11 protein-coding genes are annotated in these 15,722 nt (G+C 46.3%); 8 read left to right on the forward strand and 3 right to left on the reverse strand.

All coding sequences use genetic code 11. From position 1 onward, the window contains the following. Positions 1 to 329 precede the first annotated feature (329 nt). Positions 330 to 1,355 (reverse strand): LacI family DNA-binding transcriptional regulator, encoded by a 1,026-nt coding sequence (locus tag AC58QO_RS06040; RefSeq protein ID WP_497264405.1) that lies wholly within the window; start codon positions 1,353 to 1,355, stop codon positions 330 to 332. Between the two features lie 636 nt (positions 1,356 to 1,991). Here AC58QO_RS06040 and AC58QO_RS06045 point away from each other — a divergent pair. The 4 genes from AC58QO_RS06045 to AC58QO_RS06060 all read left to right on the forward strand — a co-directional run bounded on the left by AC58QO_RS06045 (position 1,992) and on the right by AC58QO_RS06060 (position 7,132). Then, positions 1,992 to 3,311 carry a sugar ABC transporter substrate-binding protein gene (locus AC58QO_RS06045; protein WP_497264406.1) on the forward strand — a complete coding sequence of 440 codons (1,320 nt, stop codon included), beginning with the start codon at positions 1,992 to 1,994 and terminating at the stop codon, positions 3,309 to 3,311. A gap of 94 nt (positions 3,312 to 3,405) precedes the next feature. Next, positions 3,406 to 4,719, forward strand: a complete 1,314-nt coding sequence (locus AC58QO_RS06050; RefSeq protein ID WP_497264407.1) for a carbohydrate ABC transporter permease — start codon at positions 3,406 to 3,408, stop codon at positions 4,717 to 4,719. Then, complete coding sequence (locus AC58QO_RS06055) at positions 4,716 to 5,564, forward strand: sugar ABC transporter permease (RefSeq protein WP_497264409.1); 849 nt, start codon at positions 4,716 to 4,718, stop codon at positions 5,562 to 5,564. Before AC58QO_RS06050 ends, AC58QO_RS06055 begins: the two co-directional genes overlap by 4 nt. Further along, positions 5,561 to 7,132, forward strand: coding sequence for an alpha-amylase family glycosyl hydrolase (locus tag AC58QO_RS06060; protein ID WP_497264410.1), 1,572 nt, complete (start codon positions 5,561 to 5,563; stop codon positions 7,130 to 7,132). The genes AC58QO_RS06055 and AC58QO_RS06060 overlap by 4 nt, the downstream gene beginning before the upstream one ends. Positions 7,133 to 7,498: 366 nt before the next feature. Here the strand turns inward: AC58QO_RS06060 and AC58QO_RS06065 are convergent, their stop codons facing one another. Further along, positions 7,499 to 9,253, reverse strand: coding sequence for an alpha-glycosidase (locus AC58QO_RS06065; RefSeq protein WP_497265429.1), 1,755 nt, complete (start codon positions 9,251 to 9,253; stop codon positions 7,499 to 7,501). 347 nt (positions 9,254 to 9,600) lie between these two features. Between AC58QO_RS06065 and AC58QO_RS06070 the strand changes: the two genes are divergently transcribed. From AC58QO_RS06070 to ssuE, 3 genes are all read left to right on the forward strand, one after another. Then, positions 9,601 to 9,828 (forward strand): DUF7667 family protein, encoded by a 228-nt coding sequence (locus AC58QO_RS06070; RefSeq protein ID WP_497251909.1) that lies wholly within the window; start codon positions 9,601 to 9,603, stop codon positions 9,826 to 9,828. An 81-nt stretch (positions 9,829 to 9,909) separates the two neighbouring features. Then, positions 9,910 to 13,155, forward strand: a complete 3,246-nt coding sequence (locus AC58QO_RS06075) for a glycosyltransferase family 39 protein (RefSeq protein ID WP_497264411.1) — start codon at positions 9,910 to 9,912, stop codon at positions 13,153 to 13,155. Between the two features lie 163 nt (positions 13,156 to 13,318). Next, a complete protein-coding gene (gene ssuE / locus AC58QO_RS06080) occupies positions 13,319 to 13,861 on the forward strand; it encodes an NADPH-dependent FMN reductase (RefSeq protein ID WP_497264412.1) in 543 nt (180 codons plus the stop codon). A 20-nt stretch (positions 13,862 to 13,881) separates the two neighbouring features. Here ssuE and AC58QO_RS06085 read toward each other — a convergent pair whose 3' ends face one another. Beyond that, positions 13,882 to 14,478 (reverse strand): Uma2 family endonuclease, encoded by a 597-nt coding sequence (locus AC58QO_RS06085; RefSeq protein ID WP_497264413.1) that lies wholly within the window; start codon positions 14,476 to 14,478, stop codon positions 13,882 to 13,884. A gap of 201 nt (positions 14,479 to 14,679) precedes the next feature. Here AC58QO_RS06085 and AC58QO_RS06090 point away from each other — a divergent pair, with 201 nt between their 5' ends. Next, a complete protein-coding gene (locus AC58QO_RS06090; protein WP_497264414.1) occupies positions 14,680 to 15,555 on the forward strand; it encodes a 5'-3' exonuclease in 876 nt (291 codons plus the stop codon). Positions 15,556 to 15,722 lie beyond the last annotated feature (167 nt).

Consider the following 15,722-nt stretch of genomic DNA (forward strand, 5'->3'; position numbering starts at 1 on the left):
GTCGGCCGTCGCCCGCTAGCGCACAATTTTTGTGCGCGAGGAGGCGATTCCGCCGGTCGTAGCCCGCTAGCGCACAAAAATAGTGCGCAAGGAAGGCGAATCCGCCGGCCGTCGCCCACTAGCGCACAAAAATAGTGCGCAAGGAAGGCGATTCCGCCGGTCGTAGCCCGCTAGCGCACAAAAATAGTGCGCAAGGAAGGCGATTCCGCCGGCTGTCGCACGCTAGCGCACAAAAATAGTGCGCATGGAAGGCGAACCCGTCGGCCGTCGCCCGCAAGCGCACAAAATTTTGCGATAAAACCTTTCTCTCAACGCAGAGTAACGATAGTTCAAGAATGAATAGGATGAAGAGACGATTCCCTTATCATCAAACGATGTGGAATGATGATGTGATTGTGATGAATCGGTTCTCCCTTGACGGCTTTAATCAAGGTTTGTGAAGCTGTATATCCGAGCTGATAGATGCCGATATCGATAGAGCTGATCGGTGGAGAGGATAGCTCAGACATAGGAATATTATTAAAACCGACCAAGCTTAAGTCAGATGGTACTTTATAGCCAAGCTCGGTTACCCCTCGAAGCACGCCGAAGGCAACGATATCATCAATGACGACAAGCGCAGTCGGGCGCTCAGGCAGATTCATGAAAAAAGACATAGCGCGATAGCCGCTCTCTTGGAGGAATTCGCCCTCAACAATCCACTCGGATTGAATCTCCAGCTTGGCTTCACGCATGGCTTGTACATAGCCATCCATCCGATCACGTGAAACAATGAGGTTAGGAGGACCGCTCACGAAGCCGATGCGCTTATGCCCTTGGGCGATCAGATGCCGCGTCGCATCGTAGGCAGCTAGTACGTTATTATTATCAACTGATAATACCTCGGGGAAATCTTCGCTTCTACCCACAAGGACAAAAGGGAATTTCATCTCTTGCAAAAAGGAGATCACAGGGTCGGATTTACGAGAATAGAGCAGAATGACGCCGTCGACTCTGCGTCCTTTGACAAGTCTCGTAATCGCTTCGACCTCTTCACGCTCTGATGTGCCTGTGGTCATCATGAGGTCATAGCCGCTGCGGGTAGATTGTGTCACGACGCCGCGAATAATTTCAGAGAAAAAGAGATTTAAGAATAGTTCTTCTGCCGAACGAGGCAGGAGAATACCAATGGTTTGTGTCGTTTTGGATACAAGACTCTTAGCCATCACATTCGGGTGATATCCTAATTCGTCCATAATTTCTTTCACTTTGCGGATCGTTGCTGAACTAATACGAGAATGTCCGGATATTACACGGGATACGGTAGAAGGAGATACTCCTGCTTTCTTGGCGACATCGATAATCGTAACGGACATGGTCCGAACCTCCAGTGCAAACGATTGTGCTCACGGATCGTGATGCGTTATTTTCTATGTTAGCTATTTCTAAAGCAAAAGTAAATCATTTGTATGAGAATAGCTTGTAGCTAAGACATTCGCCGATGTGAGATCGCAATTCTACTTCACAAAGTGAGCATACTCTCTGAAATTAACGGTAATTACTTTGTAAGATACCGGGAGGGGGTGTGTATTGTAGATATCTCAGAAAAAGGCTGGTTCTGCTAGCTTCGTCTAACATGTGTGCAATTTGCATGGCGATTTGTGCAAAAAGTTGATATTTATCATGTAATAATATTTTGAGATACTTTGTAAATGAGAGTAAACAGAAGATAATAGTCTATTTTCTTGGGTAAACGGCTTATTTTAATATGTGCAAACGTTTTTACAAATGAATAGTCCTGTTGTATGATTACACATGAATAAAGCGCTTGCAAGAATTGTCTTACGCTTATCAAGCCTATTTATTCGACGGAATACAAATCGCAAGCTGCTCCTAGACGAAAATGAGCAAACGTTTGCACAAATTAATGAAGTCGCTTACATTTGTTCAGCATGCCAGCAATACTACGCTAAGATTGATTATTTACCTAATATGAGAGGGGTTTTACAAAAATGAAAAAATCACTATCCATGATCGCAGCTGTATCCGTTGTTGCCTTATCCGTAACGGCATGTTCTTCCGCACCAGAGGAAACAGCGAAGCCTTCAGCAGCAGCTGCAACAGAAGCGCCGAAAGCTACTGCAGCGGCAACAACAGCAACAACAACTGATAACGATATGGGACTTAAACCAGAAGCTGGAGCGAAACTAGTTGTATGGGATGCACCAGATCAAAAGGCATTCATTGAATCCGTTGCAAAGCAATTCGAAGCAAAATATAAAGTACCTGTTAAATTCGAAGAAGTTAACCCGCCGGATCAACCGGCTAAATTGACAGCAGACGGCCCAGCTGGTGTAGCAGCTGACGTAACTGTAATCCCGCATGATAACTTAGGGAAAATGGTATCTGCTGGCTTGTATCTGCCGAATGATGTGTTCGCAGATCAAACGAAAAAAGACAACGCGGAAGCTGCTGTTCAAGGCGCGACCTTCAATAATACACTGTTCGGTTACCCGAAATCCGTCGAAACTTACGCTCTGATTTATAACAAAGACTTGGTGAAGACACCTCCAAAATCATTCGATGACGTTGTAGCTTTTGCTAAAACGTACAATGATCCTGGTAAAAACAAATTTGCTTTCATGTTTGATATCGGCAATTTCTATTTTGACTATGCGTTCCTAGCAGGTCCTGGTGGTTACGTATTTGGTAAAAATGGTACAGATAAAACAGACATCGGTCTAAACAATGAAGGCGCTGTTGCTGGAGCGAAATTCTTTGCTTCTTTGAAAAAGGATGTACTTCCTGTGAAATCCGGTGATGTGACGTATGACATCAAAAAAGGTCTCTTCACAAGCGGTACGCTTGCAATGGATCTGAACGGACCATGGACTATTCTTGATTACAAAAAAGCGAAAATTAACATTGGTGTAGTACCTATCCCTACAATTAATGGTAAGCCAGCTGTTTCCTTTGCAGGTATCAAAATTCTAGGTGTTAACGCTTATACGAAATACCCGAACGCAGCTAAACTATTTGCTCACTTTGCGACTTCCCAAGCGGCGCAATTGGAAAACTTCAAAATTTCCGGTCAGCTTCCTTCTAATAAAGCGGCAGCGGATGATGCTAGTGTGAAAAACGATGAGCTTGCTAACGGCTTCCTGCAACAGTTGAAAACGTCCCAAGCGATGCCTTCCATTCCAGAAATGGGCAACATCTGGACACCAATGGGCGCAGCACTAGGCGATATCTGGAACGATGGCAAAGATCCTAAAGCAACACTAGACAACGCGGTTAAACAAATTAAAGATACGAACGCAGCAACAAAATAAGATTATATCAAACCACTTGTATAGGTTGCGGACACCCGTCGAGGAATCGGCGGGTGATTCCATTCTAGGATAGGGAAGGAGCTGGCTGAAGAAAATGGGAACTCATCGTCGCATGGCGGCTGCTTTATCTGTAATTAGTCTTGGCCTTGGACAATTGTATAATCGCCAGTATATGAAAGGGCTCCTCCTGCTTCTGATCGAAGTTGTAGGACTCAATTATTTTATCAAAAACTTGAGTCACGCGATCTGGGGACTGTTTACACTGGGGAAAACCCCAACCCATTTTGAAACGATAAATGGTGTTGCCAAGACAGTGAAAGGGGATCATTCCATCTTCCTGATGTTGGGTGGATTAATTACATTGCTGCTGCTTTTCCTCTTCGCTGTCATATATGTGATGAATATTAAAGACGCTTACCTAACAGGGAAGAAGCGGGAAGAGGGTAAGCAGCCCGCGAACTTTGCGCAATCGGTGCGACATGTACTAGATAAGCGTTTTCCAGAGATTTTCCTTTCGATTCCTATCATCGGTGTGTTGTTCGTAACGATTTTGCCGATTATTTTTACGATACTGATTGCCTTTACAAATTACTCAGGTCCCGATAATCTGCCGCCAGCGAAGGTGCTGAAATGGGTTGGCTTCCGAACGTTTCATGATTTGATTATGTTCAAAACTTGGAGCTATTCCTTTTTCCACATCTTAGGATGGACCATTATTTGGGCGGTAGTGGCTACTTTTACTACTTACATGGGTGGGGTTCTGGTAGCTTTACTTGTGAATCAAAAAGGCATTCGCCTAAAAGGCATGTGGAGAACGATTTTCATCATTCCATATGCGATTCCGCAGTTGGTTTCCTTGTTGGTCATGAAAAACATGTTCAACGGACAGTTTGGCCCGATTAATCAATACTTGGGCTACTTCGGGTTAGGTAAGCTTCCTTGGCTGACAGATCCTACGATGGCGAAGATTACCGTCATTATCGTCAATATGTGGGTTGGTATTCCGGTTTCCATGATCCTTATTATGGGGGTATTAACCGCGATACCCAAAGATCTATATGAAGCCGCTGAAGTGGATGGGGCATCCGCATTCCTGAAATTCCGTCTCATCACGATGCCGTTCATTTTATTTACAACAGCGCCGTTACTGATTATTCAATTTGCAGGTAATATCAATAACTTTAACGTTATTTTCTTATTGACCAAAGGTGATCCGGTTAACGGAAAATACCAATATGGCGGAAGTACAGATTTGCTAGTGACTTGGCTGTATAAGCTGACGTTGGATCAACAGAAGTACAATATCGCGGCAGCGGTCGGGATTATCATCTTCTTTATGATTGCTTCGCTTTCCATCTGGAGCTATCGGAAGACGCGCTCATTCAAAGAGGAGGATATGATCCAATGAGTACAACTCGTAAAAAATCCAAATTCACCTTCGGCCTGCTTCTAAGCTATATTGTGCTGGTTATTATCGCGATCTGTTGCATCTATCCTGCGCTTTGGGTTGTATTAGCCTCATTCCGGCCAGGTGCCGCGCTGTATAGCCCGACATTGATTCCGAAAAGTTTAACCTTAGACCATTATCACGAGCTATTAACTTCGACGCGTTTTAAATTTACAACCTGGTATTGGAATACGCTGAAAATCGCCACATTGACGATGATCTTCTCGACGATTTTAACGACGATCAGTGGTTATTCCTTGTCTAGATTCCGGTTCAAAAGCAGAAAAACGATCATGACGGGTGTACTCATTTTGAGCATGTTCCCAACGTTCATGAGCTTAACCGCTTTCTATGTCTTACTGCTTCAGCTCAAATTATTTGATAACATTTATGCGCTAGTAGCGATTTATTCGGCAGCAGGTTTGCTGCAAGCGTTTGTAGTGAAAGGATTTTTTGACACCATTCCACGGAGTTTGGAGGAGTCGGCACGCATTGATGGTGCATCGAATCTGCAAATTTTCACAAGAATCATGCTGCCGCTGTCTCGGCCAATGCTAACCTATGTCGCATTAATGTCCTTTACAGGTGCGTGGGTCGATTTTATTTTGGCCAAAGTGGTGTTGCGTTCCAAAGATCACTGGTCCGTTGCTGTTGGCTTGTTCGACTTAGTGGATAAGGAACAAAGCAGTAACTTTGCGCTATTTGCGACAGGGTCGGTGCTAATTGCCCTGCCGATTACAATACTATTCGTTTTCTTGCAACGCTTCCTCGTTGATGGCTTAACGGCAGGAGCTTCCAAAGGATGAGTAGATTTCGCAGGCTGAATCTGATCTGGATGCTCGGGATGGCTTTTGTGCTGATGGTTACAGGATGCTCGAAAGACTTGGGGAACGAGGCGAGCAGCCGTAATCACGGCGTGTTCTATGAGATTTTCGTTCGTTCTTTTCAAGATTCGAATGGTGATGGGATCGGTGACCTGAACGGGGTTACGGCCAAGCTCGACTACTTAAAGGATCTGGGGATCAAAGGGATTTGGCTAACGCCGATCATGACTTCACCTAGCTATCACGGCTATGACGTGACGAATTATTATCAGATTAATTCTGAGTTTGGTACGATGGCTGATTTTCAGGCATTAACCAAAGAGGCGCATAAACGCGGGATTCAGGTCATTATGGACTTGGTCGTCAACCATACCAGTTCCGAGAATCCTTGGTTCATCGAAGCTGCCAAAGATAAAAACAGTCCGTATCGCGATTGGTATACTTGGGCTGAGGATCAAGGCAAACCTGCTACTGGGCAAAGTGCCGCTGGAGACAAGGCGTGGCATCTTAAGAATGGCAGCCATTACCTCGGTATTTTCTGGGAAGGCATGCCAGACTTGAATTTTGACAATTCGGATGTTCGCAAGGAAATGATCAAGGTCGGCCAATTCTGGCTGGGGCAAGGTGCCGATGGCTTTCGTTTAGACGCGGCCAAGCATGTCTATGAAGATCTCACGGATTCCAAAAAAGATCCTCAAACCTCGCTGAAAAATGTAGCTTGGTGGAAAGAATTCCGTGCGGGTCTGCGGGATGTGAATGAGCATGCTTATGTAGTCGGAGAAATTTGGGATAGTATTGCCGTTATTGCGCCTTACTTAGACAATGCTCTCGATTCTGGGTTTAACTTCGATTTGGCGAAAACGCTGATTAGCTCGGCGAATTCCGAGACCGCAGGAAACATTGCGTTTACACTTGAAAGGGCATATGGCTTATATGACAAAACCTCTGGCGGCAAATTCATTGATGCGCCATTCCTGTCCAACCATGACCAGACGCGGGTGATGAGTGCGTTACAGGGCAATGTGGACCATGCTAAAATGGCTGCAGCCCTGCTGCTCACCATGCCAGGCAACCCGTTCCTTTATTATGGCGAGGAAATTGGCATGTTGGGCATGAAACCGGACGAGTACTTGCGTGAGCCGATGCATTGGACTGCTGCGGGCGTTGCTGGGCAGACCACTTGGGAGGCTCCGCGCTACAACAAAGAAGGAGCACCGAATGTGGCTGATCAGCTGAAGGATTCGAGTTCGTTGCTGAATCAGTATAAGAAGCTGATTCAATGGCGAAACGAGGAGCCCGCTCTGCAGGGTGGGAAGATTGCTGAATTTAAGGCCAGTAATGAGCACATCGCAGCTTATGTGAGAGGCGAAGCCAAGGAGGCGCTCCTTGTTGTTCACAATCTCTCGGGGCAGGAGCAAGTGCTGGACCTGAGTGAGGAGCAAGTGAATACCGGCTTCACGAAGGTGAAACGGTTCACGGTTAAGGGTTGGAAGCTTGATGGGAAGAAGCTGGTTGTGCCTGCTTATTCGAGTGTGATTTTAAAGAAGTAGGATATAGGTACCCCCTTCGTCGGCACTTTACAGTGTGGCGAAGGGGGCTTTTGTGTTGCGGTGGTGCCTAACGGACATAGACGACGTTAAATAGCTGAAATCAATAATCCTGATTATTTATCGAACACCAAATACGCTATTAAGCGATAATCAGGCGGAAATCATCGTTAAAGGTCAAAATAACGGCAGCTGTGTCCGATAGTATTTGCATGGTGAGGTATCTGATCAAATAACGACCTTACTGTCCATTAGAGTGTTCACATTTTCTAACTGTCGAACATGGGGCATCTCTATCGCACCCTCAGTTTACAGATGAGGGAGAGGTGCGAATTCAGTAAATCTCCGAAGGTACCTTAGCAGCATACGCTACTCCGCGCGCAGCACGGCGTAGCCGTACGCCGGCAGCTGCAGCCGCAGCTTGCCGCCGACCGGCTCGGCCGCGGCGCCGCCTTCGAGCGCATCGCGCCAGCGGCGCTCGCCAGAGACCTTGACGCTCAGCTGCGCAGAGCGTCTGCCTGCGTTAACGAAGATGAGCAGATGCTCACCATCTTCGTTAACGCGCTCGAGCACAAGCCGCGCATCGCCCGGCTTGGCGTGCAGGAAGCGCAATGCGCCGGTGCGCAGCGCTTCGGTATTGCGCCGCAGGGCGATGAGCCTGCGGTAGAACTCGAACAGGTCGCGGTCCTGCAAGGACGCGTCCCATTCCATGCAGCGGCGGCAATCGGGGTCGCCGCCGCCGCTAAGCCCTATCTCGTCGCCGTAGTAAATACACGGCGTCCCAGGGAACGTGAACTGAAGCAGCGCGGCCAGCTTCATCCGGCGCTTATCCTCGCCGCACTGCGTGAGCAGGCGAGGCGTGTCGTGGCTGTCCAGCAGATTGAACGCAGCTTCATTAGCTTGCTGCGGATAACTGGCCAGCTGGGCACCAATGGCATTGGCGAAGCCATAGCCGTCGAGCTTACCTGTGGTTACGAAGTCTAGAACCGCCGTCGTAAAAGGATAGTTCATGACAGCGTCGAACTGATCGCCTTGCAGCCACATCATGGAATCGTGCCAAATTTCACCGAGGATATAAGCATCCGGATTGATGCGTTTCACCTTATCATGGAATTGACGCCAGAAATGATGGTCGACTTCATTGGCAACGTCCAGGCGCCAGCCGTCGATGCCGATTTCTTTTACCCAGAATTCAGCGACCTCCAGCAAGTAGGCTTTGACCTCTTCGTTCTCTGTATTAAGCTTAGGCATGATGGGCTCGAAGGCAAAAGTCTCATATGTTGGGATGCCATCGTCATCTACACGAAGCGGCCACTCTCTGACATGGAACCAGTCTGCATAGGCAGAGTCAGCTCCTTTCTCCATAACATCGACGAATGGTGGGAAGGTAAGCCCGCAATGATTGAATACCGCATCAAGCAAGACACGGATTCCGCGACTATGGCAAGCTTCGATTAACGCTTTTAAAGTCTCGTTGGTTCCGAATTGCGGATCTACTTTCTTATAATCCCTAGTATCATACTTATGATTGGTGGTCGCTTCGAACACGGGTGTGAAATAAATCGCAGTAATACCCAGCTCAGATAAGTGATCTAGGTGCTGCTGTACACCTAACAAATCCCCGCCAAAAAAATTCGTAGGGGTGGGCTTGCCGCCCCAAGGCTCAACATCGGAAGGATCTAGGCTGGGATCACCATTTGCAAAACGTTCAGGGAAAATCTGATAAAACACAGCATCCTTCACCCAAGCTGGGGGCTTGAGGATGTCTGCAGGGTTAAGGAAAGGATACTCAAACATGCCGTTGGAATCCTTCGGTTCCTTAGGGAAAAAGCCTTGCTCCGTTAACCAGAGCTTTTCTTTCCCATTTTGCAATTTAAAACCATATCGCAAGCGCCGATAAGGCGGCTGAATCGCAGCTTCCCAATAGTCAAATAACGCATCACTTGTTAAAATACGCATTTCGATATAATCGGAGGTACGTTCCCAAGCATATTTATCCCCGGCGTACACATAAACCTTTTTCACATCATCGCGCTTCGTGCGAATTCGGATATGTACGGTTTTTTCATCATAGGCATAAGACCAGTTTAATTTAGGGCGGTGATAGACCGCTTCAATGACCATCGACATCCAATAAGCCCCCTCTGGGTAATTGTGAGAAAACCTCTATCGAGGCCATTCAATGATGAGCGACCGCGTTTAGATGTAGGTTTTATCGCCAATAAGAAAGACGTTTTCGGGAACCGAAAACTTATTCTTTCTTATGTGGTAAAACGCAAAAAACAGGTACTAACCTGCATTCGAAAGTTTCGAATCCGAGGTTGTACCTGTTAGGTAGCATTGCCTTTATATTAGTTTAATTATAAGAAAATAAACGCACGGGGTCTAGAACTTTTTCGTTGTTTCGACTCTCTTCACTTTGTCCATACTACATAATGAAAGCGACTCCACGGAGCAGGGGGCTAAGAACCATGTTAGCCGTTCATCAACGTATGGCGGAATTATGGACACTACGCAGAGCCCGAGAGTTAACTCGAGGCGAACAAGAGGAATTAATGCTGTGCATGGAAGCGAACGCGACTTATGTATGGAACCGATTAAAACTAGAAAATTTATCGCTATGCGCCTCCATGACAGGGGACTATGACTGGTTGCATGACATTTGTGAGCGCATAGAAAAGATTGAACCCAAGCACTGACTTAGCGTCGGTGCTTTTTTCCTTTTCTGGATGCGTGTGGACAGGTATAATAGGGAGAGTTTAATGCTAAGGAGATGTCGCATGGTAAGTTGGTTCAAACAACGGGGATTCGCTCCCAACTCATTCTTACTCTTAGGACTCATGCTTCTGATTGCCCTCATACTTAGACTAGTTTTGGCCCCCACGTGGGTAGGTTATGATACGGACGTGCGAACGTTCATGGCATGGGCGGATCGCGCCTATACGGTTGGTTTAAAGGATTTATACTCGAATGCCAAAGATTATTTCCTAGATTATCCCCCTGGTTACATGTACGTCTTATACGTTGTCGGTTTCTTTCATCATAAGTTCTCTATCCCTTGGGAGAGTGGGAGCTCCTTAATCATCCTTAAGCTGCCCGCAATTCTTGCGGATCTAGGGACTGTCTATCTGCTTTTCCGTCTAGCGATTAGTAAGCAAGAGGGGGCACGTACCTGGAAGCAGGCGCTCTGGATTGCGGCCTTATTTGCCTTTAACCCCGCCATTTGGGCGAATTCAGCGGTATGGGGACAGGTGGATTCTTTTTTCATGCTCTGTGTTGTTGCCACATTGTTGATGCAAATGAAGGGCAAACTGCCTCAAGCGGCCTTCTTTATTGCTCTTGCTCTCTTGCTTAAGCCTCAAGCGCTGCTGTTTGGCGTATTTCTATTAATCGATGTCATACGGGCACGCAACGTGATGGTTTGGCTGTTGAGTGTTTTGACTGGCATAGCTACGATGGCTGTTCTTTCACTGCCTTTTTCAGTGGGTAGAGGTTATGGATGGATGATCGAGTTGTATTCGGGCACGTTAGCTTCCTATCCGTATGCGTCACTCAATGCGTTTAATCTGTTTTCACTTCTCGGCGGAAACTTCGTGGATATGAACAGTGGTTTTGGGCACTTGTCCTATAAATGGATGGGACTTGTCTTAATGGCGCTATCCATTCTCTATGTCATCTTCCTGTATGTGATGGGGAGGCATCGACGCGGTGCTGTCTTGTACATTTCCTTCTTATTTATCACAGCCGTATTTATATGTATGACCAAAATGCACGAGCGCTATTTACACTATGGCTTATTGCTAGCTTTAACGAGCTTCATTTATATGAAGGATCGCCGGATTTTATGGCTTTTTATAGGCTTCAGCATCACGCATTTTATCAATATCGGCGATGTGCTCTTGCGCAGCTTTCATCAAGACTATCACATTCCGCGATATAATCCATTGATGCTGACGGTTTCGGGGATCAATGTTATGATGTTTGTCTATGCGTGTATATTGGGATGGAGGCTTTTCGTGAAATCAGATCAAGATGGGACTGTGGAGGAGACAATACCTCCAGTTAATGACAAGGTTGAAGTGCTTCCAGTGCAAGAGGAGCCTCAAGAGAAAACAACGGATGTAAGAGAGACCTCTCTGTGGAAGGCGGTTATCCTGCCTGCGGAGGATCATATAGAGCGAAGTAAGCGCGGACGCTTCTTCTCGCGAAAGGATGTCTTGTACTTAGGCGCTCTCGTGGTAGTCTATGCGATTATTGCACTGTTTCATTTAGGCGGGCATAAGGATCCGACGACTTTCTGGCAGCCAACGGGTGCAGGAGAGACTGTTATTGCTGATCTCGGTGGCACTCATCAGATTTCTCGTATCAATAGCTTTGCTGGTGTTGGGGAAGGTGCTTATTCGTATTGGTTTTCCAAAGATGGTGAGCAGTGGCAGGATGCCATGGCGGTAAAATCTGACCATACGAAGGTGTTCACTTGGCACACCGTTGAAGCGAATAAAGAAGCACGGTATGTGAAGATTGTGATCGACGCGCAAGAGAGTGCCAAGCTGCATCTTCATGAGATCGGGATATTCGGAGATGGAGGTACGACCCCATTACCGATCGCCAGTGTGAAGGAACAAGACGTCAATGCTTCCGATGAGGGGAAAACCGCTCATTTATTTGATGAAGCAAGTGTCGTTCCATATACGCCTACGTATATGAATGGTACGTATTTTGATGAGATTTATCATGCAAGAACGGCTTATGAGCATCTACACAAGATAGAGCCGTATGAAAGCACGCATCCCCCACTGGGCAAAATACTGATTTCTATCGGGATTTATGTGTTCGGTTTAAATCCATTTGGATGGCGAATTATCGGTACGTTATTCGGCGTCGGTATGATTCCTATTATGTATGTGTTCGCCAAGCGGATGTTTGGGCGTTCTGAATATGCACTCATTGCTGCCTTCTTACTTAGCTTTGATTTCATGCATTTTGCGCAGACGAGAATTTCCACGATTGATGTGTATGGCGTGTTTTTCATCATGCTGATGTTCTATTTTATGTATCGCTACACAACGTTGAGCTTCTACCGAGGGAAGCTTTGGGCAACACTTATTCCGCTTGGGCTGTCCGGTTTGTTCTTCGGTATCGGTGCTGCGTCCAAATGGATTGTGATTTATGGCGGTGCTGGTTTAGCGGTGCTATTATTCATCTCGTTATGGGAGAGATACAGAGAGTACCAATTTGCCAAGCGATTACTGTTGAATAGGCGAGATGAGCCAGAAAGCGAAGGAGTAGTTGACGAGGAAGAGGGACGTATTAATCTCACCGAAGCCGAATCAACACAGCTCCAACGTGTGCAAAAGCTTTTCGTCCGAAATACGCTGCTTACCTTACTCTGGTGTGTACTCACGTTTGTCATCGTGCCGCTGGGTGTCTATACGCTATCTTATATCCCTTTCATGATGGTTCCGGGTCCAGGACATAATTTGAAGGATGTTGTAACCTACCAGGTTCATATGTACAAATACCACAAGGATTTAGTCGCAACGCATCCGTTCTCCTCACCTTGGTGGGAATGGCCGATGATGCTGCGTCCGATCTGGTATTATCAAGCGAAGCTTATGCCGCCGGGCATGCTCTCGAGCATCGTTTCATTCGGTAACCCGCTTGTTTGGTGGCCAGGCTTTATTGCGGTGCTGATGTCCTTCTATATCGCGATCGTACGTAAAGATAAATTGCTGCGAATGCTGCTAATTGGCTACTGCTCACAGTATTTGCCGTGGATGCTGGTACCCAGATTGACGTTCATTTACCACTATTTTGCTATGGTGCCGTTCCTAGTGCTGATCTTAACTTATTACATCAAAGACTATCTGGAGCAGGGTCCTTTGCACAAAAGAAGATGGGTGTACGGTTACCTGGCCGCCGTATTCGTGCTATTCGCACTGTTCTACCCCATTCTATCGGGTATGATCATACCGTCTAAATACTCGTTCTTTTTACGGTGGATGCCGGGCTGGAATTTCTTTTGAGCCGAACGCATTGACGTCCCTAGTAAGCCATGATAATATAATTCCAAGTGAAATACTGTGAATTAAATAAGTCGACCTCACAGCAGGAGACTCCCACTTTGTATCGAACACAAGGTAGCGGAGTCTCTTTTTCTCATCACATTGCAAATGGAGAGTGTATCGAATGGCTAAAGTAGTGATTATTTCAGGAAGTCCAACCCCAACCTCCCGCTTACATGGTGTGATTGAAGTCGCCAAAAGCGCACTTCAGCAAGCAGGTCTTGAAGTAGACTGGATTAAGGTTCGCGACATTCCTGCAGAGGATTTGTTGTATGCTAAGTTTGACAGCGAGGCGATTATCAATGCGAATAAGCGGGTAGCTGAGGCTGACGCTGTCTTCGTAGCTACACCCGTCTACAAGGCTTCCTACACAGGCGTGTTGAAAGCATATCTGGATCTTTTGCCGCAAAAAGGACTCGAGCGCAAAATCGTACTTCCACTAGCGGTTGGGGGAACCTATGCCCACTTGCTGGCGATCGATTATGCTCTTAAGCCAGTATTATCCGTTCTAGGCGCACAGAACATTCTGCAAGGTGTGTATGTCCTCGATAAACAAGTAACATGGGGCGACCAAGGGCAAGCGATTCTGGATGATGAAATCTCCACACGCTTGAACGAATCAATAACGGAATTCATTCAGGAAATTAACTGGCATACGAGCCGCTAGTTGCGAATTTAGATAAAAAACTACGCTTCAACTATGGCTGGGAACACACGACTGACGTCGATTTGGATACAGGTCATCAGAGGGGATGTCAGCATATCCTCAATTCCGTAGGTTTCCTGTAGCAGGAATTTCCCGTTAGTCAAAATGAATTGATCGATTGTGCGGTGCACAGGGTCTGCAATCCAGTACTCCCTTATACCAAATCGTTCATATTGGCGTTTCTTGCGGATCTTGTCATTCTGACTCGTTCTCGGTGAAAGGATTTCCAACACAAAATCAGGTGCTCCTTCGATGCGCTTCTCCTTAATGATCGATTCGTTTTCGTGCCGGATGACGACAAGATCAGGTTGAAACAGGTTTTCCTCATCTAGATACACAACGATAGGAGAGTAAAGAATGGTAGCATTTGGGTGGCAGGTTTGGTGTAACATGATGTGAAGGGCAGCAGAGATTCGTTGATGGGTTACTGTGGGCGAAGGGGAAAGATCATAACGAATGCCTTCAATGATCTCATAACGCTCGTACTCTATGTCCAGGAACTCTGGAGCTGTCTCCGAATAAGATTCTTGCTGTTCTTTGATATGGTCTACGGATTTTGTGGATTTGATTGATACCATATTCATCAGCTCCTAGTATGGCATATGCATTAATTTCATTGTACCCGACCCATTGTTGGTCTGCAATCATCATCGTTGGTGACGTTGGTAACTTTTGCTGATGGCGGGTTTTTGCGTGTCGGGAACACAGGTCCCGTGCTATACTACTCGTAACAAGTTCATATTTTTTCATAGGCATTATACGAATGGGAGCGATTATTGATGTCACACAATTCATCTGAATCCGTGCTGTTAGTTGACGGCATGGCCTTATTATTTCGCGGTTTTTACGCTACTTCATCTAGTGGTTATATTATGAGAACAGACCATGGCGTGCCGATTAACGGCGTGTACGGATTTCTGAAATATTTGCTAGATGCGATCGAAACCTTCAAACCTACGCATGTTGTATGTTGTTGGGATATGGGAAGCAAGACTTTCCGCACAGAGAAATTTGAAGCCTACAAGGCGAATCGCGGACCTGCTCCCGAGGAGTTAATCCCCCAATTTGATTTGGTCAAAGACGTGACAGCTAGCTTTAACATTCCAAATGTAGGCGTAGTTGGTTATGAAGCCGACGATTGTATCGGCACTTTGGCTCGTACATACAGCCCACATACGAAAGTGCAGATTCTTACAGGGGATCATGATATGCTGCAGCTTGTTAATGAGAACACGGAAGTCATTATTATGAAAAAAGGGCAATCCAACTACATGGTGTATACCCTAGATACACTTATGGAGGAGAAGAGCCTGACTCCAGCTCAAATCATTGATCTGAAAGGATTAACGGGAGACACGGCAGATAATTATCCTGGGGTCAAAGGGATCGGCGAGAAAACAGCAACGAAGCTGCTGAATGAGTACCAGAATATCGCGGGTATCTTAGAAAACTTAGCTGCACTTCCGAAGGGTGTGCGGACGAAGATTGAGGCTGAGCTGGATATGCTTCATCTATCGCTTGATCTGGCGACGATTCGCTTAGATGCACCGGTTGCTTGCGCACTTGAGGATTGCGAGTGGGCGATGGAGCGGGATAAGGTCGTTAGTAAATTCGAGGAACTAGCGTACAAAGGGTTAATGAGACTGATCGGATAGTACGTCGAATAAGGGACAATACCTACGCAGAGGTATTGTCTTTTTTCTTTTTACAAGACTGAAATTTGAACAAAGAGGACGGAATTTTAAATTACCAAATGTTAATTTATAGAAGATAATAGGAATGTAAGCGATTACGGTTTCTGAAATGTACGTACAAAGGGGAG

The sequence above is a fragment of the Paenibacillus sp. J31R30 genome, from assembly GCF_059692115.1.

Excerpts from the sequence above, each read along its gene's own strand:
- AC58QO_RS06040 (WP_497264405.1), bottom strand. The coding sequence starts at position 1,355 with ATGTCCGTTACGATTATCGATGTCGCCAAGAAAGCAGGAGTATCTCCT.
- AC58QO_RS06075 (WP_497264411.1), top strand. The coding sequence starts at position 9,910 with ATGGTAAGTTGGTTCAAACAACGGGGATTCGCTCCCAACTCATTCTTA.
- AC58QO_RS06055 (WP_497264409.1), top strand. The coding sequence starts at position 4,716 with ATGAGTACAACTCGTAAAAAATCCAAATTCACCTTCGGCCTGCTTCTA.
- AC58QO_RS06060 (WP_497264410.1), top strand. The coding sequence starts at position 5,561 with ATGAGTAGATTTCGCAGGCTGAATCTGATCTGGATGCTCGGGATGGCT.
- AC58QO_RS06050 (WP_497264407.1), top strand. The coding sequence starts at position 3,406 with ATGGGAACTCATCGTCGCATGGCGGCTGCTTTATCTGTAATTAGTCTT.
- AC58QO_RS06090 (WP_497264414.1), top strand. The coding sequence starts at position 14,680 with ATGTCACACAATTCATCTGAATCCGTGCTGTTAGTTGACGGCATGGCC.
- AC58QO_RS06085 (WP_497264413.1), bottom strand. The coding sequence starts at position 14,478 with ATGGTATCAATCAAATCCACAAAATCCGTAGACCATATCAAAGAACAG.
- AC58QO_RS06065 (WP_497265429.1), bottom strand. The coding sequence starts at position 9,253 with ATGGTCATTGAAGCGGTCTATCACCGCCCTAAATTAAACTGGTCTTAT.
- ssuE (WP_497264412.1), top strand. The coding sequence starts at position 13,319 with ATGGCTAAAGTAGTGATTATTTCAGGAAGTCCAACCCCAACCTCCCGC.
- AC58QO_RS06070 (WP_497251909.1), top strand. The coding sequence starts at position 9,601 with ATGTTAGCCGTTCATCAACGTATGGCGGAATTATGGACACTACGCAGA.
- AC58QO_RS06045 (WP_497264406.1), top strand. The coding sequence starts at position 1,992 with ATGAAAAAATCACTATCCATGATCGCAGCTGTATCCGTTGTTGCCTTA.